Source organism: Streptomyces sp. SLBN-118 (genome assembly GCF_006715635.1).
Taxonomy (GTDB): Bacteria; Actinomycetota; Actinomycetes; order Streptomycetales; family Streptomycetaceae; genus Streptomyces.
On record NZ_VFNP01000002.1, the window covers coordinates 3,719,721 to 3,744,277 of the forward strand.

Sequence of the window (24,557 nt, forward strand, 5' to 3'; positions counted from 1 at the left end):
GGCTCGGGTCTACTCGCGGGCTGGTTACCGTCGGGCCGTGCTGCCCGAATGAGCGTTTGCCGATGCGGCGGCCCCTCGCTCGGGGCAGTCCCGGGACCTGACCAGGACATACTGCTGGAGACGCGGCTTACCGCCGGTCGGTTCCGGCCCGAGCGGACAGCTCCCATGACGCCCGTCAGGCCGCTTCGTGGAAGACCAGACCGAGCGTGCGCCTGCGGCCCGAGCGGACGGTGCTCACGCCGTGCCGCACGGGTCCGGCCGACCAGCCGCGCGCCGAGCGCACCGGCCGGTCGCGGGTGGTGAAGACAAGGCCGTGGCCCTGGGGCAGTGTGGTCGACGAGCCCCGGGACTGGGCACGCGGACGCTGCTCGACCATGAGGAACTCGCCGCCGCTGTAGTCGGCCCCGGGGGTGTCCAGGCCGATGACGACCTGGAGCGGGAAGACGGCGTCGCCGAACACGTCCCGGTGCAGGGCGTTCCAGTCGCCGGGTCCGTAACGCAGCAGGATCTGGGCAGACTTGGACTGTCCCGCGTCATGGCACATGCCCAGCCACTCCTCCAGCGTGTCGGGCCAGGGGGCGGGCCTGCGCAGCTTCCCGGCCCACTCGCGGGCGATCGGCAGCAGACGCGGGTAGAACGCCTCGCGCAACTCTCGTACCAAGTCCGGCAGCGGATGCGCGAAATAGCGGTACTGGCCCGATCCGAAGCGGTGGCGGGCCATGTCGACGGTCGAGCGGAAGCGCTCTTCGTCGTCGTACAGGGCGGCGATCGCGCGGCATTCGACGGCGGTGAGGATCCGCGGGGTGAGCGTGCTGCCGTACTCGTTCAGCTCGTCGGCGATGCAGTGCCAGTCGCCCGCGGCAACGCGCTCGCTCGCACGGCCTGCGGACAGGGTTGTCGGCATGGGTTCGTTCCTCGGTCAATGGCATACAAGCCTGCGTCGGTCACGTACCAGCCTGCGCCGGTCACCGAGTCATGTCCGGCGGAATTCGGACACCGTTGTCCCCGGTGCCGGACCGGGCGTCCACGAGTTCGGGTGGCGTGGAATAGACAACTCAGGCGTAACGGCCCCCGAAACCGGGGATCCCGCGAGGGAACGGCATGGCGCAGCTCCTGATGGGAGGACGTATGGCCTGGTATCCCGGCGCCACCAAGTACGAGCTCCAGCCCGAGTCCGACAGTCAACCGGCCATCCGGCCGACGCAGTTGATCGTCCACTCGCTCGCCGCGCCATGGACCGCGCGCCGCACCTACGAGTACTGGGCTGCGTGCCGCTCTAGATACGCGGCTGCGGCGCGCAGGAGTTCCGGGTCGTCCCGGAACTTCCCGAGGCCGTGGTTGCACGCGGTGCACAGCAGGCCGCGGACACATTCGCCGCAGGACTCGGCAGAGCCCGGACAGCAGGTGTGGTTGTGATCGATAGACAGGGTGAGCCCCGTGTTATCGGGCTGCTTACAGATGGCGCATACGCCTCCCTGTCGCGCCAGCATCTCTGCGTAGCGTCCGCGAGGCATCTGGTAGAGCGCCTTACGCTGAGCGTCCCGCGCGCAGCCTCGGCAGTTGCCTTGCATGCCGTCCGGGGCGCTGGCGTTCCGGGCAAACATGTCCAGGTGGAGCCAGACGAGGCAGGTGCGGCACTGCTTCTCGCTCCGCTCGTTCCGGTCGGTCGGCTTGGCCTCCCGCCGGTCCGGCAGCGGGGTCAGCTCGCGGTCCATGTTCCGTTGCCAGTTGTGGCTTGCGCACAATCCCTTGCTGATGTACTTCCGCGTGCAACCGGGGAACTCGCACCGCCGGGTCTCCGTAGCCGTGCTGGCGTGGACGCGGCGCGGGGCCCCAGGGCCCGTATCTCCGTGGCGTTGCCACCGCTGGTAATGCATGGCGCACCACCCCCGAGAGCGCACGCGGATGGGGCGGTCGCAGTCCTCGACAGTGCAGGTGAGTTCGTCCATGCCGTTTCCCCCAAGAAGATGTGCCCGAATCAAAAGGAGGCACCCTGATGGCTTGGTGCCCATTCGCTCAGAAGCTGGAGCTTCAGCCCGAAAGCGACCAGCAACCCGCCATTCGACCAACGCAGTTCATCCTCCACAGCGTTGCGGCGCCGTGGACGATTCAACGGATTTACGAGTACTGGCAGTCTACAAATCTTGAGAGTCACTTCGGCCTCGGCTACGACGGCAGCCTCGGCCAGTACATCGGCACCGAGACCCGCGCGGACGCCAACTACCAAGCCAACCGCCGCCCCGACGGGACCGGTGCGGTGTCGATCGAGACCGCCAGCAACACCAGCGGGACCGACCCGTGGACGGGCGATCAGGTCGACAAGCTCATCGGCCTCGGCTTATGGCTGCACCAGCATCACGGACTACCGCTCAGGATCTGCCGCACCCATGACGACCCCGGATACGGCTACCACCGCCTCCACCCCGAGTGGGCCACTTCCGGCACCGCCTGCCCCGGCGATGCCCGCGTGAAGCAGTTCCGCGAGGTCGTCTTCCCCGGGATCGTCGCCCGCGCCACCGACACCGCCCCGCCGCAGGAGCCGGACATGCCCATCGCGAAGCTGTACGAAGCCAACACCATCGACGTCGAGCTGCCGTCCGGGGACTGGGTCCCCCTCGCCTTCAAGGACGCCGTCATCCACGCCGGGCCGCGCACCCTGGTCGGCCCGGTGTACGTGCACCTCACCATCACGCGCGCCCCCGCCGGCAGTCGCCTGGACGGCCGGTTCTTCCTCACCGACGCAGACGGCTCCGGCAAGTCCGGATATGGCGACACCACCATCACGGGCGGCCCGGGCGGCCACCAGTTCCTCCACAACGCCGACGTCCCCCAGGGCAAGCACCTCCGGTTCGAGGTGTGTGTGACCACCCCCGACGGCAGCGCCGCTCTGCTCACCCACCGCGTCGTCACCGGCGACTACCTCACCGCTTGACAGCACGGACCGAAGCTCCCGCGATTCGCTCATTCGGCCGGGCCGGGCGTGCCCTATCCGGCGATATGGGCGGAAATGGACCCAAGGCAGCGGCCCCACGGCGCTGACGGCCCTGACGCTGGAGCTACGGATGACGAGCCCGCCGGAACCCCCGCAGGAACCAGCGAGCCCTGCGAGCGAGGGCCCGCCCAAGAGCGGTGGACGTGTCGCGTCCACCGCCGGGCGGATCACGAGGAAGGTGTCCTCGGCCGTCCTCATCGTCCTCGCGTGCATCCTCGTCCCGCTGTCCGTACTGACCGTGTGGGTGCACGACATCGCGCTCGACACCGATCGGTACGTCGAGACGGTCGCTCCTCTGGCGAGCAATCCGGACATCGAGGACGCCGCGGTGAACCGCGCGGTCCAGGCGGTGAACGTGCGCTTCGACGCAAAGGAGTTCACCTCCAACGTGGCGGCCTGGCTCCAGTCGCAGGGGCTGCCGCCCACGGCGGCGCAAGCCGTCAGGGGCTTCGCTCCACAGCTGGAGTCGGCCGTGGACAGTGCGGTCGAGAAGGTTGCCCGCCGATTCGTCGAGAGCGACAGGTTCGAGACGCTCTGGACGGAAGCCAACCGCGCCGGCCACGCGGCCGTCGTCCACGCGCTCACCGGCAAGGGGCGCGGCGCCATCGGCGTCGAGGAAGGGACCGTCACTCTCAGCGTCGGCACGGTGGTGGACACCGTGAAGAAGGACCTCGTCGACGCCGGACTGCAACCGGCCTCGAAGATTCCCGACGTCAACAAGACCCTGGTCCTCTTCAAGTCGGACAAGCTCGCCAAGATCCAGGACGCCGCACACGCGCTCGATGTGCTCGGCAACTGGATGCCGATCATCACCGTGCTGATCGGCGCGGCAGGTGTGCTGCTCGCCTACCGCCGCAGACGCGCCCTGGCCAAGACCGCCCTCGGTGCCGCCCTGGGCTGCCTGATCGTGGCCATCGCCCTGGTGATCGCCCGCCGCTACTACCTGGACCACCTGCCCAACCAGGTGCAGTCGGACGCCGCCGCGGCAGCGGTCTTCGACACGCTCCTGCGCTTCCTTCGCGTCACCCTGCGCACCGTCATCGTCCTCGGCGTGGTCATCGCGCTGGGCGCCTACCTGATCGGACCCGGACGGCTGCCCGTCGCCGTGCGGGCCACGTCCGAGCGCACCGCCGACTCCGCGGCCCGCTGGGGCGACGCCCATGGCGTGACCACCGGCCCCGTGGGCACCTGGACGAACAAGTACCGCCGCTGGATCAACCTCGGGGTGCTTCTTCTGCTGGCCCTGATCTTCGCCCTGTGGAACAACCCGACCGTGCTGACCGTGCTGCTCCTGGTACTCATCCTCCTCGCGGCTCTTGCGGTGATCTCCCTGCTGGCCGCGACGGGCCGGACCCGGACCCCGGCGCCCGCCGGTCACGATTCCCTGCCTGGCGATCATGAACAGCCGCTGTGAAGATTGACGTGTTCGTATCGAGCGCGGTCGGTACTACGGCCGACTGCGCCCAACAACTATGCCAACCGGCACGTTCCGTACGGGTGGCAGCACCCAGGCAGCCGACAGCCCGATGGTGGTCGCCATGCCCCTCAGCTCCACAGCGTCACAGCTGACTCCGGCCGGTGACCCCCTCTTGGCCGCGAAATTCTCCGTACCTGTGATTCCCGGGACGCTGGTACGCCGCAAACGGCTGCTGGACCGTCTCACCGAGGGAACGGCGCAACGGCTCACCCTGATCACGGGCCCGGCGGGAGCGGGGAAAACCATGCTGGCGGCCTCCTGGGCGGCCAGGGCGGCGGTGCCCCACCCCGTCGTGTGGCTGAGCCTCGAGGACGACGACAGCGCGCCCGGTGTGTTCTGGACCTACATCCTGGAAGCCTTCCGTCATCACCGGGTGCCGCTGCCCGCCACCGTCGGCTCCCCGGCACGCGCCGACAGCGTCGAGCGCTCCCTGCTGGTCCGTTTCGCCTCCGCTCTGGCCCGGCTGGCCGAGCCGGTCGTTCTCGTACTCGACGGCCTCGACCGGGTGCCCGACCGCGAAGTGGCCTCAGGCCTGGACTTCGTCCTGCAGCATGCGGGGCCGCAGCTGCGCCTGGTGCTGATCAGCAGGGTCGACCCGCTGCTCCCCCTGCACCGCCATCGCGCCGAAGGCAGCATCTGCGAGATCCGCGGCGCGGATCTGGCGTTCACCCGCCACGAGACCGCGACGCTGCTGCGGCGGCACGGCGTCCTTTCGTCGGCGGAGACCGCCGACACCCTCACCCGGCGCAGCGAGGGCTGGGCCGCCGGACTGCGGCTGTGTGCCCTGGCCATGCAGCGGGCCGACGATCCGGCCGCCTTCGCCCGCTCGTTCGCCGTGTCGCAGAGTGCCGTCGCCGACTACCTGCTCGCCGAGGTCGTCGACGCCCAGCCCGCCGCCACCCAGGACCTGCTGGTGCGCACGAGCATCCTGGACCGGGTGCACCCACGCCTGGCCAACCTTCTGACGGGGCGCGAGGACGCCGAGGGGATCCTCGCTGCTCTCACCCATGCCAACGCCTTCGTGGAGCCGATCGGCGAGACGCCCTGGTGCCGCTTCAACCCGTTGTTCGCCGAGGTTCTCCAGGCGTATCTGCGCAGCCACCGGCCCGGCCTCGAACCGAAGTTGCACCGCCTCGCGGCCCATTGGTTCGCGGAGAACGGCCTGATCGTCGAGGCCACGGAACACGCGGCCTCCGCCGGGGACTGGGAGCACGCCGCCTCCCTGGTCCTCGACCATGTCGCGCTCGACGGCCCGCTCACCGGCCCGGACGCCCATCGGATGGAACGGCTCTTCGCCGGCATGCCGGCCGACATCCCGAAAGCCTTTCCCTGGCTCCGGGAGCTGCTCGAACTCCGGCCAGAGCTGGTCGACGGCCACCCGCATGAGCTGGTCAACGGCGTGCCGCACCTGGACGGCCCCGAGCACCCGGCTCCCGTCGAGACGCTCAGCGACCGCGAATGCGACGTGCTGCGGCAAGCGGCGCTGATGATGTCGACGGAAGAAATTGCCGCAGAACTGTACGTATCGGTCAATACAGTTAAAACTCATCTAAGAAGCATCTATCGCAAGCTGTCCGTTTCCCGGCGCCGCGATGCGGTCCGCCGCGCCAAGGAGTTCGACCTCCTCTGACGGCGGCTGCGCGCTCACCTCATCCGGGTGATGCCGCGACCCTCGCACCTCGGACAGCATGCAGGAAAGACGACGATCCCCGAGGACCGATGGGGAGTGCGGGCATGCGTTACGAGTTCCGCGTCACCGGCCGCCTGTCCAGGCCCATCACAGAGGCCTTCCCCGAACTGGAGGAAGTCCCTGCGGCACCGCAGACGCTGCTCTTCGGCGCCGTCACGGACGAGGCGCATCTGTACGGACTGCTCATGCGATTCCAGGACTTGGGCCTGCACATGGTGGAGATGCGTCGGCTGCCGGACTGACCGTTTCCCAGCGGCGAGGAGTAGCGATGACATCGACCACACCGGGCCCCCCGACCGCACTGGGCCCCCGGACGACACCGGCCCCGCACACGACACCCGGAGCGCACCTGACACCCCAGGAACGGAGCGCCATCGGCAAGGCGGCCCGCTCCCGGGTGCCACGCTCCAGCCATGCCGTGTTCGATCCGCCGCCGGACCGGACGGGCCCCGTCGAGATCGTCGAGCGCCAGTCCGCCGCTCGCGTCCCGGAACTCGTGCCCATCCGCTACAGCCGCATGCTGGAATCGCCATTCCGCTTCTACCGCGGCGCAGCCGCGATCATGGCGTCCGACCTGGGCGCCGCACCCCACACCGGGATCTACGCGCAGCTCTGCGGAGACGCGCACCTGCTCAACTTCCGGCTGCTGGCCTCCCCCGAACGGCATCTGGTCTTCGACATCAACGACTTCGACGAGACGCATCCCGGCCCGTGGGAGTGGGACGTCAAGCGGCTTTCGGCCAGCCTAGTGATCGCGGGCCGCGCCAACGACTTCTCGGCGAAGCAGCGCGCCGCCGTCGTGCGGGGCGCCGTCCGCGCCTACCGGGACGCGATGCGCGGCTTCGCCGGGATGGGCAACCTCGATGTCTGGTACACCCAGGCCGACACCGAGCAACTGAGGGAGCTCGTGCCCGAGACACTGGGCAAGAAGGCGCGCGAGAGGATGGCCCAGGCGCTGAGCACCGCCCGCACCCGCGACAACCTGCAGGCGTACCAGAAGCTCACGGGCGTCGTCGACGGCAACCGGCGGATCACGGCCGACCCGCCGTTGATCGTGCCGCTGCAGGATCTGCTCCCCGCCGTCGAACGGCATGTGCTGGAGGAGGCGCTCGGCCTGCTCATCAAGCGGTACGGCACGAGCCTCACCTCCGAACGCAGGCATCTGCTCCAGCAGTTCCGGATAGTCGACATCGCCCGCAAGGTGGTCGGGGTCGGCAGTGTGGGCACCCGCTGCTGGGTGCTCCTCATGCTCGGCAAGGACGACGAAGACCCGCTGCTGCTGCAGGCCAAGGAGGCCGACCAGTCGGTGCTCGCTCCGTACACCGGTGCCGACGAGTACGAGAACCAGGGGGAGCGCGTGGTGTCCGGGCAGCGGCTCATGCAGGCGGCCAGTGACATCTTCCTCGGATGGGACCGCGTCACGGGCATCGACGGTCTGAAGCGCGACTTCTACATCCGCCAGCTGCGCGACTGGAAGGGCATCGCCCGGCCCGAGCTCATGACCCCGAACCAAATGGAATTCTTCGGCACGCTCTGCGGCGTCACCCTGGCCCGCGCCCATGCCCGCTCCGGCGACCGGATCGCCATCGCCGCCTACCTCGGCGGCAGTGACAGCTTCGACCGGGCACTGGCGGAGTTCGCCGAGCTGTACGCCGACCAGAACGAGCGCGATTTCCAGGCCCTGGCCGACGCGGCACGCACGGGACGGGTCACCGTCGAAACCCTCTGATCCGGCCCGGCCGGATCGGCAGATTCACCCGTGGCGGGTGAGGGCTCACCGGGGGAAACGAGGAGTCTGGAAACAAGCGGGCCCCTGCGGTCCGAAAGCAAGGCAGGAGGAGAGCTATGGCTGGCGATCTGGTCCTGGCGTACGACTACCCCGTACTGGGTGCCTTCTGGACCGTGATGTGGATCTTCCTCTGGATCATGTGGCTGATGCTGCTCTTCCGGGTCATCATCGATCTCTTCCGGGACCACGAGATGAACGGATGGGCGAAGACGGGATGGCTGCTCTTCGTACTGATCATCCCGTTCCTCGGTGTCCTGGTGTACGTGCTCGTCCGGGGCAAGGACATGGGCAAGCGGGATGTCCGGCAGGCGCAGGAACAGCAGGCCGCCATGGATGACTACATCCGTGAGACGGCCGGCGCCGGGGGCACCAAGGGCGGGGCGGACGAGCTCGCCAAGCTGTCCGAGCTCAAGGCCAGGGGCGATCTGTCCGAGGCGGAGTTCCAGGCGGCCAAGGAGAAGATCCTTCACTGACCCTCTCAGGAGTACGTGACCGATCTCGCGAGTACGGGAGTAGAGGAATCGTCATGGCACAGACAATCCACCACCGCTCCGAGGGAGCACAGGCGGCAGCCGGCGGGCTCGTGGTGTTCGCCGGGGTCATGCTGATCATCACCGGTGTCATGGACCTCTTCCGAGGCATCATGGGCATCGCCGAGGACGACATCTTCGTCCGGACACCGAACTACACGTTCCAGTACGACGTGACCGGCTGGGGCTGGTTCCACCTGATCCTGGGAGCCCTGGCCATCCTCGTGGGTCTGAGCCTGTTCAAGGCCACGCTCTGGTCACGGATCATCGGCGTCGCGATCGCGGGAATGCTCATCATCACGAACTTCCTGTCGCTGCCGTACTACCCGATCTGGTCGGTCATCGCGATCGCCCTGTACGCCTTCGTCATCTGGGCGCTGTGCGTCGTGAAGCGTGACACGATGATCGGCTGACGGCCTGCGGGAGCACCAACTGCGGCCCGAACGACGACAGTTCCCCGACCGGTAGACCGGCCGGGGAACTTCGTGCGGGAAGGGCCAGTTCCAGCCCCGTGGTCCGCCCCTTCAGGCGGTGTCCCGAGGGCCGCCTGTCCGCCGGCGTCACTCCGTCCGCCGAAGCGAACCGCGGCGGCGATGAAGACAAGGGCTACAACCTCTGGGAAGCCCCCGACAAGGAGTCCATGGCACCGGGCGCGTAGCGGTCCAGATCACTCACGGCACCGTCCGCACTCGCCCGGAACCGACAGAACCCCCGTTGACGTAGGTCAACGAGGGTTCCGACCCCGCGGGGTCCGGTAGGCCGTGTGGGACTCGAACCCACAACCAACGGATTAAAAGTCCGCTGCTCTGCCAATTGAGCTAACGGCCCTCGGCACAACACCCCTGAGCATAGCCGGACGGAACCGGTGAGCCGATCGGGTATCGGATCACCGGCCCCGTCGAGTCCCCGCGTCACCGACGAGACGTCTCGCGGGCGATGGTCCGGGGGTGGTTGCGGTTGAGGAACCAGTGGCGGGCCGAGGCCAGCCACCAGGCCGCGGCGAAGCCCAGGACGACCAGGACCGCGACCGGGGCGTAGTTGAACGTCTCCCAGGTGACCGGGGAGACCTGCGGAAGCATGAAGAGCACGGTGATCACCGCGACCCAGATCACCGCCACGACGCCGATCGGGCGGGACCAGCGGCCCAGGTGCCAGGGGCCGCGTTCGAAGCTGTCTCCGCGCAGCAGCCGCAGCAGGGTGGGGATGACGTAGGCGATGTAGAGGCCGATGACCGCGATCGAGGTCACTGCGGCGTACGCGGTGACATTGATCAGATACGGAAGACCGAGCGCCAGCGCGCCGATGGCCGCGAGCCAGACCGCGGCGACGGGCGTACGGGTCCGAGGGCTGACCGTGTGCCAGACGTTCGAGAACGGCAGGGCGCCGTCCCGGGAGAAGGCGTAGATCATGCGGCTGTTCGCGGTGACGGACGCCATACCGCAGAAGAGCTGCGCACCGACGACGGCCAGGAGCAGCAGCTTCCCGGCGGTGGCACCGAGAGCGTCCAGCAGGATCTGGGCCGGTGGAGCTCCCGTGGGTGAGGTGAGGGCTCCTTCGTACGACTGGATGGCGAAGGTGAAGCCGAGCAGCAGGACGAAGCCCGCGATCCACGAGGTCCAGATGGACTGGACGATGCCACGCGGTCCCGCGGTCGCGGCGTCGTGGGTCTCCTCGGTCATATGGGCCGAGGCGTCGTAGCCGGTGAAGGTGTACTGGGCCATCAGCAGTCCGATGAGGACGACATAGAGGCCGCTGTCCCAGCCGGTGTTGTTCACGAACTTCGTGATCACGAAGGAGGCCGACTGGTGCGAGTCGGGGACGAAGGCGAGTGCGCCGACGATCACCGCGACGCCCAGCACATGCCACCAGACGCTGACGTTGTTGAGGATCGCGACGATGCGTACGCCGAAGGTGTTGAGGAGGCCGTGCAGCAGCAGGATCGCGGCGAACAGCAGGATCGTCCGCCCCGGCGTGACCTCGAAGTCGAACTGGAGATTGAGGTACGCGCCGAGGAAGGAGGCGGCGCCGAAGTCGATGCCCGCGGTGACGGCGACCTGGCCGAGGACGTTGAACCAGCCCGTGAACCAGGCCCAGGCGGCCGCGGTGCGCGGCGGTGCCAGCCGGTGCGCCCAGAAGTACAGGCCCGCCGAAGTCGGGTACGCGGAGCAGATCTCGGCCATCGCGAGGCCGACGAACAGGGTCATCATGCCGACGGCGACCCAGCCCCAGGTGATCACGGCCGGGCCGCCGGTGTTCATGCCGAAGAGGTAGAGGGTGAGACAGCCGGAGAGGACTGAGATGATGGTGAAGGAGACGGCGTAGTTGGAGAACGCCGACATCCGTCGGGCGAGGACCTGCGTGTAGCCGAGCTGGGCCAGACGCTCCTCGTCGGAGCCCGCGGAGGGCGGTGCGGAGCCCGAGACGGCTTCCGGAACGGTGTCTGTTGGCAGGGGATCTCCCCTGGTGGCGCCATCTGTCATGCCCCCAGCAATTCCCTTGCCGGGGGCACCACATGCGCCGCCCGTGGCCTAGAACAGCGCCTGGTAGTACTTCCAGCCGCTTCCGATCTGCTCCGTGGCACCGAACGAGCCCCTGCCGTTGCCCCTGTTGCGCAGCAGCTTGCCGTTGGTGTCGCGGGAGAGCAGATCACCCACGCCGTCACCCGTGATGTCACCGACCGCGATGATGTCCGTGCGTCCCGCGCCCCAGTCGCTGAAGACCAGCGTCCGCGGCTTGAACGAACCCGTCCCCGTGCCGTCGTAGCGCCACACCTCACCGCCGGGGTCACGCGCCAGCAGATCGCCGATGCCGTCGCCGGTGAGGTCGTCCGCGCCGATGATCTTCCTGCCCTTCCAGCCCGAGCCGACCTTCACGGCCGGATCGAAACCGGCTCGCGCATTGCCGCGGTAGAGGAAGAGATAACCGGTGGACGCCTGGCGTACGAGCAGATCGGGACGGCTGTCCCCGCTGAAGTCGTCGGAGGCGGCGAAGGCGTCAAATCCGTTCCAGCCCTTGCCCATCAGATGATGCGGCGCCTTCGGGTCGATGGGGCTGCTGTCGCCGCCCGCGCGGTAGAGGTTGCCGTCGGGGGTCCGGATCAGGACGTTGCTGCGCGGATCGCCGGTGTTCGCTCCGTACGGAATGAGGCGGGTGCGCGGATCCCATCCGGTGGTGGCCCAGGACCGGGCGCCGCCCCGCGGATGGTGCACGGCCGCCTTGCCCGTCGTCGTCATCGAGTAGAACTCGCCATAACCGTCGGTGTTCATGTCCCGGAACGCCGATGCGCCGTTGAGGAGCCGTACGGAACCGGGCGTCCACGACTCGCGGCCCGTGCCGTCGGCCGGCCGCACGACCATCTCCCACTGGTAGGGGCCACTGATCCTTTCCATCGGATCCCAGTCACGCGCATCCCACTGGGCGCTTACGAGCGCAGCGGTCCGTTCCGTACTGGTCTCGTTCACCAGGACACCCCTGCGCCAGTCCTTGACCGTGAAGGTCCGGGTGGCGGGCGGGCGGTTCATCAGCACCTTCGCCCTCCAGGGCCAGTGCCGGTCGTCGGCCGTGGCCGGGGCGGACGCGTCGAGGGCGTAGAACTCGCCACGCGGCACGGTCACCGGCTTGATATGGATACGCCCGTCGATGTCCGTGTACGCGACATGACCGCCGTACTTGTCGACACTCCAGGTACCCGCCCCCGGCGCCGCCTTGTCGGCCAGCACCGTGGTGACCGGCTTCTCACGGGCGCCTCCGTGGAAGTCGGTCATCGTCAACGCCCCGGCCCTGTCGTCCTGTTGGACCAGGAATCCGTCGCCGAGCTTCGCGGACTTGGAGTACGGCACGCTGATGATCTGGGGGAAGCCGACACCGGAGTCCCAAATCCAGGACTTCGCCGCGCCGTCGCAGCGCCAGTAGAACCAGCGGCCGACCGTCTGCAGCTCGTCCGGCGTACAGCTCAGGCCGGTGGCCTGGTCGTACGGAGCGCCGGTCCTGCGGGACAGGTCGTACCACCTCAGCCACCCGGGATTGCTGCCCGGCGTCCACATGGTGCCGCCCCAGATGGCGACGGCACTGAGCGGACGCGTGGTGATGACCGTGGGCAGGCCGTCGTCGAAGGTGGCGACGTACTGCTTGCCCGTACTCGGCTCGTCGACCGCGAAGAAGCGCCCCTCTGCGGCCACCATCCGCTGACTCGTGCCGAGCTGCCCGACGGTGATGACAGTCGTCGCCGTCCCCTCGCCGGAGACACTGTGATTGGCGCCCGTCGGATTGGTGTACGCGAACCGGCCGTCCCCGAGCGCATGGACCAGCGGGCCGAACTCCGGGTAGCTGTCCCACACATCGGCAACGGCTGTCCACCGCGGCCCGGGCTCCGGCGTGCCGGTGACGGCGAGGTCGTACGCGTACAGCCTGCGCCCGACCTCCGGATCGACCCGGGCCACGACCCCGAGCCGCCCCCCACCGAGCGCGATGCGCTCCGGCACGGCGGGCCTGCCCTGGTAGGTGCCCAGGTCGATGACGACCTCTTCCGGCTCGGCCGGCCCGGCGGCGACGGCGACACCGCCGGGCGCGAGCCCGAGACCGCCGACGACGAGGACGGCGGCGGCGGCCCCGAGCACGAGGATGCGTTTGGTACGTGCGGCGGTGCGGGTCATGCGTACCCCCCGGATGCGGCTCAGCGTCCTGGAAGGTACGACTGCCTGAAGTGGCCGCTGGTTGTACGAGATTGACCGCCTGTCAGCCCCATGAGCCGGATTAGAACAGGCCCTTGTATCCCTGCCAGCCTGTCCCGATCTTCACCGTCGACCCGAACGACCCGACACCGCTCCCGCTGTTGCGCAGCAGATCACCCGCAGCGTTCCGCGAGACCAGATCCGCCTTACCGTCCTTGTTGAGGTCATCGACGCCCACGAACACGTTGCGGCCCGTGGCCCAGTTGTTGCCGAACACCAAGGCCCGCGACTTCACCGTGCCCGCAGCCGTGCCCTCGTACCGCCACAGCGAATTGGCGCCGTCCACCGCCAACAGCTCACCGATGCCGTCACCGTTCAGATCCCCCGCCCCGAACACCGACCGGTACGCCTTCCAGTTCGTGCCGATCCTCCCGCGCGCCTTCAGCCCGGGCCTGTACGCACGCAGCTCACCACCCAGCCGCACCAACACGTCATTGCACCGATCACCATTGAGATCCCCGAACGGCACAGCAACAGCCGTAGTCGGCCAGCCCGAACCCGTCGTCGCCCCGGAGAAGCCACCCGCCCTGTTCCCGTACCGGTACGCGAACGCGCCCGAGGAACTCAGCGACACGAGATCACCGATGCCGTCGCCCCCATGGTCACGATGCACCGGCGCGCCGCCGGTCAGTGTGACCGACCCTGATGCGACCAGGTCGACCCCCTGTCCGTCCGCGGGGCGCGCGGTCAGAGTCCAGGTGTAGCCACCGTTCGAAAAGTACGTGCCGTCCGCCGCGCGTCCGTTCCACGAAGCGGCGATGGAGTACTCGGCGCGGCCGCCCGTCTGGGTGGAGACGACGCGCCCGGTCAACGGGTCTTTGATGGTGACGGTCCAGTCGGCGGCCGGTTCGTTCAGCCACCATTCGCCTCGCCAGACGACAGGGGTGGCATCCGTTTCGACTGTCGGACCGACCACGCTGCAGGGGGAGTTCAGCGGCAGTGCCGGCAGTCCCCGGCAAAGCCCGCGGACGTCGCCCTTGCCCAGCGTGTAGGCAAGGTCGCCGGTGCGGACATCGAGGCTGAACAGGCCGTGGGCGGTCGCCACGTTCTCCCGGACTACGGTTGCGCCGCTGACATCGTGGACGTGCGCCACGCATTCCCAAGGCAGCACGAATACGGCCGAACCCGGCCAAGAGATCCCCTCCCCGAGACTCTTCAGAAGAGACGGAGGGAGGACGCCCGCACGGAGTGCACGATCGAGGATCGAAACGACCACATCGAAGGGCCCTCTGCCTCAGGCGAACGGATCTTAACAACGTCTTCACAACCGGCGGAAGGGGTTTTCGAATCCGTTCAAGGCCCCGGGTCGACCCTGTGCAACACAACGGGCCCCGACTTACGTGGTGGGAGAACCGCGTATGTCCGGGCCCGTCAGGCGTCAGGCGCGGGGCTGTTCAAAGCGAACGGGCCCGTACGGCACCGAAGTGCGGTACGGGCCCGTTCGTCAGGACTCAGGCTCAGCGTCAGCCGTTGCGCTTCCAGCGCGGCTTGTCGTCACGCCGCCCGAAGGAACCGGTGTTCGTGCCGGTACCGGTGCCGCCGCGGTGGTCGTCACGACGGCCGTACGGGCGGTCGCTGCTGCCACCGGAGCGGAAGCCGCCCGAGGGGCGGTCGTCACGGCGGTCGCGGTTGAACGGGCGGTCGCTGCCTCGGTGGCCCGAGGGGCGGTCGTCGCGTCGGAAGCCGCCACGGTCGTCGCGACGGTCGCCGCCACCCGAGCGGAAGCCACCCGAGGGACGGTCGCCGCCACCGGAGCGGAAGCCACCGGACGGACGGTCGTTGTCACGGCGGAACCCACCGGACGGACGGTCGTTGTCACGGCGGAACCCACCGGACGGACGGTCGTTGTCACGGCGCTCGAACGAACGGCCACCACGGTCGTCACGACGGTCGCCGCCACCCGAGCGGAAGCCGCCCGACGCACGGTCGTTGTCACGGCGGAAGCCGCCACGGTCGTCGCGGCGCTCGAACGAACGGCCACCACGGTCGTCACGACGGTCGCCGCCACCCGAGCGGAAGCCGCCCGACGGACGGTCGTTGTCACGGCGGAAACCTCCGCGGTCGCCGCCCCGCTCGCCGCCACGGCGCTCGAAGTTGCCCCGGTCGTCACGGCGCTCGTACGCCGGACGGTCCTCGCGGCGCTCCGCCGACTGCTCAGGCACCGAAGCCGCAATCTCGGCGGCGACCTCGGCCTCGGCGACAGCCTGCACCTCGGCGACCGCGGTCTCCGGGTCGTCGCCCCGCTCGCGCGCCGCGCGCGCCACCAGGCGGTCGGCCTCCTCGCGGAGTTCGGCCGCACGGCGCTGCACGCGCTCCAGCTGCTTGGTCAGGTCGACGACCTCGCGCTCCGCCTGCTTGGCGGCGTTGTTCGCGGAGTCGGCCTGGACCTCGGTGAGCGAACGGGCGCCGGTGATCTCGGCGACCTCCGGCTCGAACGCACCGGCACCGGCGACGATGTGGCGCGAGGCGTCGACTCCCGCGTCCTCCATCAGACGGAAGATCTGGCGGCGCTGGTGCGGCAGGGACAGCGACACGACCGTGCCGGACTTGCCGGCGCGCGCGGTACGGCCCGAGCGGTGCAGGTAGTCCTTGTGGTCGCCGGCCGGGTCCACGTTCAGGACCAGGTCGATGCCGTCGACGTGGATACCGCGGGCGGCGACGTCGGTCGCGACGAGCGCGTTGACGTAGCCCTTCTTGAAGTCGTCGAGGACGCGCGTACGGGCGCCCTGCGTCATACCGCCGTGCAGTGCGTCGGCCTTGACGCCCGAGTCCTGCAGCTGCTCGGCGATACGGTCCGCGCCCAGCTGGGTGCGGACGAAGATGATGGTACGGCCCTTGCGGGCGGCGATCGCCGCGGTGACCGGCGCCTTGTCCTTCGGCTTCACGACGAGCACGTGGTGCGTCATGGTCGTGACGTTGCCCTGGGCGCTGTCGACCTCGTGGCTGACCGGGTCGACGAGGTAGCGGCGCACCAGGGTGCCGATCTCGTTCTCCATGGTGGCGGAGAAGAGCATCCGCTGACCGCCGGAGGGGATCTGGTCGAACAGCTCGGTGACCTCGGGCAGGAAGCCCAGGTCGGACATCTGGTCGGCCTCGTCGAGGACGGCGACCTGGACGTTCTCGAGCGAGCAGGCGCCACGGTTGATGATGTCGCGCAGTCGGCCCGGGGTGGCGACGAGGACGTCGACGCCGCGCTCGAGCGCGTAGATCTGGTTGCCCATGGACGTACCGCCGCAGACGACCTTCATCTTGAGGCCGAGTACGTCGCCGTACGGCTGCAGCGCGTCCGCCACCTGCATGGCGAGCTCCCGGGTCGGGGTGAGGATGACCGCGCGGGGCTTCTTCTTCTCGGTGTGGCCGCCGGCCAGCGTGGCCAGGGTCGGCAGGCCGAAGGAGAGGGTCTTGCCGGAGCCGGTGCGGCCGCGGCCGAGGATGTCCTTGCCGGCCAGGGCGTCCGGGATGGTCGCGGCCTGGATCGGGAAGGGGATGGTCACACCGTTCTGCGCGAGCTTGCGGACGACGCCCTCGGGCAGGCCCAGATCGGCGAAGGTGACGGTCGGCTCGGCGGCCTCGGTTTCGGCGACCGCGTCGGACTCGAGAGCCTCGACAGCGTCTGCGGCCTCGGCAGCGGAAGCCGCCACGGCCTCGTCGTTCTCGGGCATGACGGCGTGATCAGTACTGAAAGTGGACATGCGAAATGCGAAACCTTCCGGAGTCTCGGCACGCGCCCAAACTCCGTGAATCGCAAATTCGACCGCCTCAATGCGGTCAGCCACGGCAAGGGAGAGTACGCGCCACGCGGCGCTCTTCTGTGTCGGCGCCAGGCAATGGGATCAAACGATCTATAACCATACGCACCCTCCCCCACAAATGGCAAACCGCGCCCGAGTGACTCCGGTTACACCTGCCTCCGCACCGGCTCTACATGGGCCCCACCTGCGGAGACGCCGTCGGTTCACCCTGCATACCGCTCCATTCGGCCGCCCGCATCGCGCCCGCGTGAACCTGCGGCGCGGACGACGCCGAGGGCGGGTCGGAGGGCTCGCTCGGCGGCGGCGTGGGGCTCGCCGGTGGCGGCTCGGACGGCGACGGCTGCGGCGGCGCCTGCGGCGGTACGGAGGGGGACACCCCGCCGCGCGTCGGCTCCGGCAGCCCCGGCGGCCTGGGCCCGGCCCCGCCCGGTGTCGGGTTGGCCGCCGGGCCCGCCGAGGCGCTCGGCTTCGGCGACGCCCCCTTGCCGTCCGCGCCCTTGCCGCCCGGCGTGTCCGATGCGTCGCGCACGCCGTCGGCATGCCGCCCGCCCGGCGCGGGCCCGCCGTCCGGTTCGGCCGCCGTCCCGTGCCGGTCGGCGGTCGAACGGGGCGCCGGTTTCCCGCCCTCGTCGTCACTCACGCTCATACAGCCTGCCGAGGCTGCGACCGCCAGCGAAGCGGCGATCCACACAGCCAAACGGCCTGGGGCGGACAACTGGCGCACGAGCGGCACCTCCGGAGCACGGGAGTCGAGACGGGTCTCACTGCCCAACTCCCCGTGCCCCACAAGGGACACGCCCCTGCGCGACACGGACTGCACCTCATGAACGCCGCCCTGGGCCACCCGCCCGCGCGTCAACTCCGCGCTCAGCAACACCGATCCACGCCCCACCAGCAGCGACGCGCCCACCGTCGCGGCCGCCAGAAGTCACATCACGACACCCAGGCGGCCGTGCGACGAGGCCGGACGGTCCAGGAGATCTGGGAGATCCGGGAGGCTCATCCGTACCCCAGCGCGTGGAGCCGCTCGTCGTCGATCCCGAAGTGGTGGGCGATCTCGTGCACGACGGTGATCTCGGTCTCCTCGACCACGTCCTCTCGGGTCTCGCAGATCCGCAGCGTCGGCCCGCGGTAGATGGTGATCCGGTCCGGCAGCACGCCCGCGTACCACTCGCCGCGATCGGTGAGCGGAGTCCCCTCGTAGAGCCCGAGCAGCTCGGGGTCGTCGGCGGCGGGCTCGTCCTCGACGAACACGGCGACGTTGTCCATCAGCCGTGTCAGCTCCGGCGGGATCCTGTCCAGGGCCTCGGCGACCAGTTCCTCGAACTCCTCGCGCGTCATCTCCAGCACGTGGCCATTGTCACGTACGCCGACCGGGCGGTCGCCCCCGGCAGGGCTGCCGCATGTCGGCCGCCCGGACTGGGCATACGGCAGCAATGGCCCGCGAAGCCTCCCAACCGATCCGATCGATCCGTGCGGCGCTCACCGCGATCCGCACACCGCGCACCCGGCTCCAGCGCCTCCACCGCTCACGCAACACCGGCCCCACCAGCACCCTGGTCCCGAGCCCGCATCCCTGGGCACGAGCGCTCGGCCTCACCGCCGTGGTCCTCCTCGGCGCCTGGCTCGGCCTCCTGATCGTCGGCAGCGTCCGCACGCCGGTCGGCCCGATGGACACGACCATGACCCTGCGCCCGTCCCTCTCCGGCGGAACGAAGATCAACGTCTCGCCACTGGGCGCGCTGGAACTCGACTCGCATGTCGCCCCCGTCCGCCTCGACGTCGACGTCGACCAGCTCGACCCGGTCAGATCGCAGGCACTGGTCGAACACCCCGAACGCATCTCCGGCCTCCAGGACGAGGTCGTCCACGACGTGACCGACGGCACCACCGAGCTGGCCGTCCGCTCCTGCGTCGCCGTCGTCTCCGGCGCGACCGCGCTCGGCCTCGCGGTCTACCGCCGCCCGCGCCGCGCCCTCACCGCCGGCGGCCTCGCGCTCACCGTGCTGGCCGCGTCCGGCGTGTCCGCGTACGCCACCTGGAACCCGAAGTCCGTCCTGGAGCCGAAGTTCTCCGGGCTGCTCTCCAGCGCTCCCGAAGTCGTCGGCAACGCCCGCTCCATCGTCACCGAATTCGATGTCTACCAGCAAGAGTTGGCCCGCCTGGTCACCAATGTCACCAAGCTGTACGACGCGACCTCCACCCTGCCCGCCTACCAGCCGGATCCCCGCACGATGCGGGTGCTGCACGTCTCCGACATCCACCTCAACCCGGCGGCATGGCACATCATCGGCTCGCTCGTCGAGCAGTACGGAATCGACGTGATCATCGACTCCGGCGACACCATGGACCACGGCACCGCCGCCGAGAACGGCTTCCTCGACCCGATCCCCGACCTCGGCGCGCCCTATGTCTGGGTCCGCGGCAACCACGACTCGGGCACCACGCAGGCGTATCTGAGCCACCTGAAGAACGTGCGCGTCCTCGACGACGGCCGGGCGGTCACGGTCGCTGGCCTGCGTATCGCGGGCATCGGCGACCCGCAGTTCACCCCGGACCGCTCGATCGTCGCCCAGGGCGACGCGGCCGAACGCATGACCGGCATACGCTTCGCCTCCGCCCTGCGCGACCAGACCCGCGCGGGCACCCCCGTCGACATCGCGGTCACCCACAACCCGGTCGCCGCCCGCGAGACCGACGGCCTGGTCCCGCTGGCGCTGGCGGGCCACGTCCACCGCCGCGAGACGGAGATACTCCCCCAGGGCACCCGCCTGAAGATCGAGGGCTCGACGGGCGGAGGCGGTCTGCGCGCCGTACAGAACCGCGAGCCGGAGAAGGTACGCGCGTCCATCCTCTATGTGGACCGTACGACCCGACGTGTGCAGGCGTGGGACGAGATCACGCTGGGCGGCCTCGGCCTGACGACGGCCGAGGTCGGCCGCCATCTCCCGGAAGAGAACCACCCGGGCGCGACCCCGTCCCCGAGCGCGCCCCCGCGGTCCCCGACTGCGTCGTCCCGGGGGCCACGCTGACACCGGCGACCGGGACGCGGGAAGGCCCTCGTAAACCGTTTTGGCGATAGCTCCCCGCATCCCATATGCTTCTCACGTCCCCGACGCGCTGCAAAGCGCCCAGGTGGGCCCTTAGCCCTCATCGTCTAGTGGCCCAGGACGCCGCCCTTTCAAGGCGGTAGCACGGGTTCGAATCCCGTTGGGGGCACGCATTACCATGTGCGAGACTTGTGCTCGCACATTGCTTGGTCCTGTGGAGCAGTTTGGAGTGCTCGCCACCCTGTCAAGGTGGAGGCCGCGGGTTCAAATCCCGTCAGGACCGCTGCGGCTCGTGAGAGCTGCGTGGCTGGGTAGCTCAGTTGGTACGAGCGATCGCCTGAAAAGCGATAGGTCGCCGGTTCGACCCCGGCCCCAGCCACAACCCGAAAGCCCCGATCCTCCGCGGACCGGGGCTTTCTCTGTGATCTGCACTGCCACACCCAGCACCCCGCGCGGCGATCGGCATGGCCGTGCTTCCCCCGGTTCCGGATCTGGACGGATCTGTTCCGTCCTGCACCAGCTCGTGGTGGAAATGCGTTCGCCAGTGCTTTCCCGGGGGTGCGATCCTGGGGTCCGTATGTCTACTTCCTTCGCAGAACTTCAGACCCTGCTGGCCGGGGCGTCCCTCCGCGACGCCCACCGGCTCGGCCGTCGTCTCGAAGGCGCCCGCCGCATCCGCAAGCCCGAGGCGCGGCAGGCCGTGCTCGACGAGATCGCCGGCGAGGCCGAGCGGTCCGCCGCGCGTACGGCTCTGCGTGCAAGCCGCGCCCCCGATGTCACCTACCCCGAGCAGCTCCCGGTCAGCCAGAAGAAGGACGTGATCCTGGAGGCGATACGGGACCACCAGGTCGTGATCGTCGCGGGCGAGACCGGATCGGGAAAGACGACGCAGATCCCGAAGATCTGTATGGAGCTTGGCCGGGGCGTACGCGGCATGATCGGCCATACGCAGCCGCGAAGAATCGCCGCGCGCACGGTCGCCGAACGGGTCGCCGAGGAACTGCGTACCCCCCTGGGTGAGGCGGTGGGCTGGAAGGTTCGGTTCACGGACCAGGTCGGCGGCGACACATTCGTCAAGCTGATGACGGACGGCATCCTGCTCGCCGAGATCCAGACCGACCGCGAGCTGCGCGCGTACGACACGATCATCATCGACGAGGCCCACGAGCGGTCTCTCAACATCGACTTCCTGCTCGGCTACCTCGCCCGGCTGCTGCCCAAGCGCCCCGACCTCAAGGTGATCATCACCTCCGCGACGATCGACCCGGAGCGGTTCTCCCGCCACTTCGGCGACGCCCCGATCGTCGAGGTCAGCGGCCGTACGTATCCCGTCGAGGTCCGCTACCGGCCCCTGCTGGAGGACGACAGCGAGGAGTCCGACCGCGACCAGATCACCGCGATCTGTGACGCCGTCGAGGAGCTCCAGGGCGAGGGCAAGGGCGACATCCTCGTCTTCCTCTCCGGTGAGCGCGAGATCCGCGACACCGCGGACGCGCTCAACAAGAAGCAGTACCGCTTCACCGAGGTGCTCCCGCTGTACGCGCGCCTCTCGCACGCCGAGCAGCACCGCGTCTTCCAGCCGCACACCGGGCGCAGGATCGTCCTCGCGACGAACGTCGCCGAGACCTCCCTCACCGTTCCCGGCATCAAGTACGTGATCGATCCGGGCACCGCCCGTATCTCCCGCTACAGCCACCGCACCAAGGTCCAGCGTCTGCCCATCGAGCGGATCAGCCAGGCCAGCGCCAATCAGCGCAAGGGCCGCTGCGGCCGCACGTCGGACGGCATCTGCATCCGGCTGTACGACGAGGACGACTTCCACTCCCGCCCGGAGTTCACGGACGCCGAGATCCTGCGTACGAACCTGGCGTCCGTCATCCTCCAGATGACCGCGGCCGGCCTCGGCGACATCGAGAAGTTCCCCTTCATCGACCCGCCGGATCACCGCAATATCCGTGACGGGGTCCAACTCCTCCAGGAACTGGGCGCGTTCGACCCGGCGCAGAAGGACCCCAAGAAGAAGCTCACCCAGCTCGGCCGCAAGCTCTCCCAGCTGCCGGTCGACCCGCGTCTGGCCCGTATGGTCATCGAGGCCGACAAGAACGGCTGCGTGCGCGAAGTCATGGTGATCGCGGCGGCGCTCTCCATCCAGGACCCGCGCGAGCGTCCCGCCGACAAGCAGACGCAGGCCGACCAGCAGCACGCCCGCTTCAAGGACGAGACCTCCGACTTCCTCGCCCACCTCAACCTCTGGCGCTACATCCGCGAGCAGCAGAAAGAGCGCGGCTCCTCCAGCTTCCGCCGGATGTGCAAGCAGGAGTATCTGAACTTCCTGCGCATCCGCGAGTGGCAGGACATCTACGCGCAGCTGCGTACGGTCGCCAAGCAGATGGGCATCCATCTCAACGAGGAGGATGCGCCCGAGCAGTCCGTCCACACCTCGTTGCTGGCCGGTCTGCTCTCGCACATCGGGCTGAAGGACACCGACAGGAACGAGTATCTGGGCGCCCGCAGCGCCAAGTTCGCCGTCTTCCCCGGTTCGGCGCTCTTCAAGAAGCCCCCGCGCTTCATCATGTCGGCCGAACTGGTCGAGACGTCGCGGCTGTGGGCCCGGGTCAACGCCAGGGTCGAGCCGGAGTGGATCGAGCCGCTAGCACAGCATCTGATCAAGCGCACCTACAGCGAGCCGCACTGGGAGAAGGACGCGGCCGCCGTGATGGCGTACGAGCGGGTCACCCTGTACGGCGTGCCGATCGTCGCCCAGCGCAAGGTGAACTACGGGCACATCGACCCCGAGACCTCCCGCGATCTGTTCATCCGCAACGCGCTGGTCGAAGGCGACTGGCGTACGCACCACAAGTTCTTCGCCGACAACCGCAAACTCCTCACCGAAGTCGAGGAGTTGGAGCACCGCGCCCGCCGCCGCGACATCCTGGTGGACGACGAGACGCTGTTCGACTTCTACGACCAGCGCGTGCCCGAACATGTCGTCTCCGGCGCGCACTTCGACTCGTGGTGGAAGCACAAGCGCCGGGACGAGCCCGAACTCCTCGACTTCGAGCGCGAGATGCTCATCAACGAGAAGGCCGGGCAGGTCACCAAGGACGACTATCCCGACTCCTGGCGCCAGGGCCCGCTGAAGTTCCGTGTGACCTACCAGTTCGAGCCGGGCGCCGACGCGGACGGTGTCACCGTCCACATCCCGCTCCAGGTGCTGAACCAGGTCACGGGAGAGGGCTTCGACTGGCAGATCCCGGGGCTGCGCGAGGACGTCGTGATGGAGCTGATCCGCTCTCTGCCCAAACCGATCCGGCGGCACTACGTCCCGGCGCCGAACTACGCGAAGGCCTTTCTGGAGCGGACCTCGTCCCCGGAGGGGAGCAGTCGGGTACAGCCGCTCCAGGAGCCGCTGCCCACCACGCTCGCGCGTGAGCTGCAGCGCATGGTCGGGGTCCCGGTCACGGCCGAGGACTTCGATCTGACCCGGATCCCGGACCACCTGAAGATCACATTCCGGATCATCGACGAGCGCCGCAAGAAGCTCGCCGAGAGCAAAGACCTGGAGTCCTTGAAGCTCCAGCTGAAGCCGAAGGCCCGCCAGGCCCTGTCCAAGGCCGCGGCGGCGACCGCGGGCTCCTCGGGCGAGTCCATCGAGCGCTCGGGCCTCACCGACTGGACCATCGGCACGCTCACCCGCGTCTTCGAGACCCGGCGCGCGGGCCAGCCCGTCAAGGCCTATCCGGCCCTGGTCGACGCCGGTGAGAGCGTCTGCGTACGCCTCTTCGACACCGAGGCGGAGCAGCAGCAGGCGATGTGGCGGGGCACGCGGAAGCTGATCCTGCTCAACATCCCTGTGAACGCTGCCAAGTTCGCCTCAGACAAGCTGACCAACCAGCAGAAGCTCGCGCTGTCACGCAATCCGCACGGCTCGATCCAGGCGCTCTTCGACGACTGCGCCATGGCCGCGGCGGACAAGCTGATCGCCGACCACGGCGGCCCGGCCTGGGACGAGGAGTCGTACCGCAAGCTGTACGACAAGGTGCGGGCCGATCTCGTCGACGCGACCGTACGGACGGTGGGGCAGGTCCAGCAGATCCTGGCCGCCTGGCAGGCCTGTGAGCGCCGCCTGAAGGCGACGAACAGCCTGACGCTGGTCAACAACGTCCAGGACGTCCGCGAACAGCTGGCGGCCCTCATGCCGGCCGGCTTCGTCACCAGGACCGGCCTGCGCAGGCTGCCGGACCTGATGCGCTATCTGGTGGCAGTGGACCGCCGTCTCCAGCAGATGCCGACGGCCGTCCAGCGCGACACGACGCGCATGGAGAAGGTCCACGAGATGCAGGACGAGTACGCCTGGCTGCTGGAGCAGATGCCGAAGGGCCGGCCGGTCCCGCAGGAGGTCCTGGACATCCGATGGATGATCGAGGAGCTGCGGGTCAGCTACTTCGCGCACGCGCTGGGCACGGCGTATCCGGTCTCCGACAAGCGCATCGTCAAGGCGATCGACGCGGCGGCACCCTGACCCGGCGGGGTGGCCCGCTTCGGGT

17 protein-coding genes and 4 tRNA genes are annotated in these 24,557 nt (G+C 69.0%); 12 read left to right on the forward strand and 9 right to left on the reverse strand.

What is annotated here, in order from left to right; translation table 11 throughout:
• Positions 1–175: 175 nt before the first annotated feature.
• Together FBY35_RS35510 and FBY35_RS35520 are read right to left on the reverse strand one after the other, a co-directional pair.
• The gene (locus FBY35_RS35510) at positions 176–904 is read right to left on the reverse strand and encodes a 2OG-Fe(II) oxygenase (RefSeq protein ID WP_142217985.1); all 729 of its coding nucleotides are present in this window, start codon (positions 902–904) and stop codon (positions 176–178) included.
• Between the two features lie 346 nt (positions 905–1,250).
• The gene (locus FBY35_RS35520; protein WP_222123175.1) at positions 1,251–1,715 is read right to left on the reverse strand and encodes an endonuclease VII domain-containing protein; all 465 of its coding nucleotides are present in this window, start codon (positions 1,713–1,715) and stop codon (positions 1,251–1,253) included.
• Positions 1,716–1,996: 281 nt separating this feature from the next.
• Between FBY35_RS35520 and FBY35_RS35525 the strand changes: the two genes are divergently transcribed.
• The 7 genes from FBY35_RS35525 (at position 1,997) to FBY35_RS35555 (ending at position 8,891) form a co-directional block, all read left to right on the forward strand.
• Positions 1,997–2,932 (forward strand): N-acetylmuramoyl-L-alanine amidase, encoded by a 936-nt coding sequence (locus FBY35_RS35525; RefSeq protein ID WP_142217986.1) that lies wholly within the window; start codon positions 1,997–1,999, stop codon positions 2,930–2,932.
• A 130-nt stretch (positions 2,933–3,062) separates the two neighbouring features.
• Positions 3,063–4,406 carry a hypothetical protein gene (locus tag FBY35_RS35530; protein WP_260848925.1) on the forward strand — a complete coding sequence of 448 codons (1,344 nt, stop codon included), beginning with the start codon at positions 3,063–3,065 and terminating at the stop codon, positions 4,404–4,406.
• Between the two features lie 124 nt (positions 4,407–4,530).
• Positions 4,531–6,099 (forward strand): LuxR family transcriptional regulator, encoded by a 1,569-nt coding sequence (locus tag FBY35_RS35535; protein WP_160159372.1) that lies wholly within the window; start codon positions 4,531–4,533, stop codon positions 6,097–6,099.
• 104 nt (positions 6,100–6,203) lie between these two features.
• The gene (locus FBY35_RS35540; RefSeq protein ID WP_142217987.1) at positions 6,204–6,401 is read left to right on the forward strand and encodes a hypothetical protein; all 198 of its coding nucleotides are present in this window, start codon (positions 6,204–6,206) and stop codon (positions 6,399–6,401) included.
• A 26-nt stretch (positions 6,402–6,427) separates the two neighbouring features.
• The gene (locus FBY35_RS35545; RefSeq protein ID WP_142217988.1) at positions 6,428–7,888 is read left to right on the forward strand and encodes a DUF2252 domain-containing protein; all 1,461 of its coding nucleotides are present in this window, start codon (positions 6,428–6,430) and stop codon (positions 7,886–7,888) included.
• Between the two features lie 116 nt (positions 7,889–8,004).
• On the forward strand, positions 8,005–8,421 hold the full coding sequence (locus FBY35_RS35550) for an SHOCT domain-containing protein (RefSeq protein ID WP_142217989.1): 417 nt from the start codon (positions 8,005–8,007) through the stop codon (positions 8,419–8,421).
• A 53-nt stretch (positions 8,422–8,474) separates the two neighbouring features.
• Positions 8,475–8,891: a hypothetical protein gene (locus FBY35_RS35555; RefSeq protein WP_142217990.1), complete on the forward strand. Its 417-nt coding sequence runs from the start codon at positions 8,475–8,477 to the stop codon at positions 8,889–8,891.
• A 342-nt stretch (positions 8,892–9,233) separates the two neighbouring features.
• Here the strand turns inward: FBY35_RS35555 and FBY35_RS35560 are convergent.
• The 7 genes from FBY35_RS35560 to FBY35_RS35590 all read right to left on the reverse strand — a co-directional run bounded on the left by FBY35_RS35560 (position 9,234) and on the right by FBY35_RS35590 (position 18,310).
• A tRNA-Lys gene (locus tag FBY35_RS35560) sits at positions 9,234–9,306 on the reverse strand.
• A gap of 83 nt (positions 9,307–9,389) precedes the next feature.
• Positions 9,390–10,958 carry an amino acid permease gene (locus FBY35_RS35565; RefSeq protein WP_260848926.1) on the reverse strand — a complete coding sequence of 523 codons (1,569 nt, stop codon included), beginning with the start codon at positions 10,956–10,958 and terminating at the stop codon, positions 9,390–9,392.
• A gap of 48 nt (positions 10,959–11,006) precedes the next feature.
• Positions 11,007–13,130 carry a VCBS repeat-containing protein gene (locus FBY35_RS35570; protein ID WP_142217991.1) on the reverse strand — a complete coding sequence of 708 codons (2,124 nt, stop codon included), beginning with the start codon at positions 13,128–13,130 and terminating at the stop codon, positions 11,007–11,009.
• A gap of 100 nt (positions 13,131–13,230) precedes the next feature.
• Positions 13,231–14,253 (reverse strand): FG-GAP-like repeat-containing protein, encoded by a 1,023-nt coding sequence (locus FBY35_RS35575; RefSeq protein ID WP_160159373.1) that lies wholly within the window; start codon positions 14,251–14,253, stop codon positions 13,231–13,233.
• A gap of 418 nt (positions 14,254–14,671) precedes the next feature.
• Positions 14,672–16,900: a DEAD/DEAH box helicase gene (locus tag FBY35_RS35580; RefSeq protein ID WP_142217993.1), complete on the reverse strand. Its 2,229-nt coding sequence runs from the start codon at positions 16,898–16,900 to the stop codon at positions 14,672–14,674.
• Between the two features lie 229 nt (positions 16,901–17,129).
• Entirely contained in the window at positions 17,130–17,606 is a 477-nt protein-coding gene (locus tag FBY35_RS35585) for a hypothetical protein (RefSeq protein ID WP_260848927.1), read from the reverse strand.
• Positions 17,607–17,959: 353 nt separating this feature from the next.
• On the reverse strand, positions 17,960–18,310 hold the full coding sequence (locus FBY35_RS35590; RefSeq protein WP_186357137.1) for a metallopeptidase family protein: 351 nt from the start codon (positions 18,308–18,310) through the stop codon (positions 17,960–17,962).
• 86 nt (positions 18,311–18,396) lie between these two features.
• On the opposite strand from FBY35_RS35590, the gene FBY35_RS35595 reads away from it, so the two are divergent.
• From FBY35_RS35595 to hrpA, 5 genes are all read left to right on the forward strand, one after another.
• A complete protein-coding gene (locus FBY35_RS35595; protein WP_142217994.1) occupies positions 18,397–19,992 on the forward strand; it encodes a metallophosphoesterase in 1,596 nt (531 codons plus the stop codon).
• Between the two features lie 114 nt (positions 19,993–20,106).
• A tRNA-Glu gene (locus FBY35_RS35600) sits at positions 20,107–20,179 on the forward strand.
• Positions 20,180–20,218: 39 nt separating this feature from the next.
• Positions 20,219–20,293, forward strand: a tRNA-Asp gene (locus FBY35_RS35605).
• Between the two features lie 22 nt (positions 20,294–20,315).
• Positions 20,316–20,389 (forward strand) — tRNA-Phe (locus FBY35_RS35610).
• A gap of 198 nt (positions 20,390–20,587) precedes the next feature.
• Positions 20,588–24,532, forward strand: coding sequence for an ATP-dependent RNA helicase HrpA (gene hrpA, locus FBY35_RS35615; protein ID WP_142217995.1), 3,945 nt, complete (start codon positions 20,588–20,590; stop codon positions 24,530–24,532).
• The last annotated feature ends 25 nt before the right edge of the window (positions 24,533–24,557 follow it).

Coding starts and splice junctions, on each gene's coding strand:
- FBY35_RS35595 (WP_142217994.1), top strand. CDS start 18,397: ATGGCCCGCGAAGCCTCCCAACCGATCCGATCGATCCGTGCGGCGCTC.
- FBY35_RS35585 (WP_260848927.1), bottom strand. CDS start 17,606: ATGAGCGTGAGTGACGACGAGGGCGGGAAACCGGCGCCCCGTTCGACC.
- FBY35_RS35570 (WP_142217991.1), bottom strand. CDS start 13,130: ATGACCCGCACCGCCGCACGTACCAAACGCATCCTCGTGCTCGGGGCC.
- FBY35_RS35580 (WP_142217993.1), bottom strand. CDS start 16,900: ATGTCCACTTTCAGTACTGATCACGCCGTCATGCCCGAGAACGACGAG.
- FBY35_RS35540 (WP_142217987.1), top strand. CDS start 6,204: ATGCGTTACGAGTTCCGCGTCACCGGCCGCCTGTCCAGGCCCATCACA.
- FBY35_RS35555 (WP_142217990.1), top strand. CDS start 8,475: ATGGCACAGACAATCCACCACCGCTCCGAGGGAGCACAGGCGGCAGCC.
- FBY35_RS35550 (WP_142217989.1), top strand. CDS start 8,005: ATGGCTGGCGATCTGGTCCTGGCGTACGACTACCCCGTACTGGGTGCC.
- FBY35_RS35545 (WP_142217988.1), top strand. CDS start 6,428: ATGACATCGACCACACCGGGCCCCCCGACCGCACTGGGCCCCCGGACG.
- FBY35_RS35565 (WP_260848926.1), bottom strand. CDS start 10,958: ATGACAGATGGCGCCACCAGGGGAGATCCCCTGCCAACAGACACCGTT.
- FBY35_RS35535 (WP_160159372.1), top strand. CDS start 4,531: ATGCCCCTCAGCTCCACAGCGTCACAGCTGACTCCGGCCGGTGACCCC.
- hrpA (WP_142217995.1), top strand. CDS start 20,588: ATGTCTACTTCCTTCGCAGAACTTCAGACCCTGCTGGCCGGGGCGTCC.
- FBY35_RS35520 (WP_222123175.1), bottom strand. CDS start 1,715: ATGGACCGCGAGCTGACCCCGCTGCCGGACCGGCGGGAGGCCAAGCCG.
- FBY35_RS35510 (WP_142217985.1), bottom strand. CDS start 904: ATGCCGACAACCCTGTCCGCAGGCCGTGCGAGCGAGCGCGTTGCCGCG.
- FBY35_RS35530 (WP_260848925.1), top strand. CDS start 3,063: ATGACGAGCCCGCCGGAACCCCCGCAGGAACCAGCGAGCCCTGCGAGC.
- FBY35_RS35525 (WP_142217986.1), top strand. CDS start 1,997: ATGGCTTGGTGCCCATTCGCTCAGAAGCTGGAGCTTCAGCCCGAAAGC.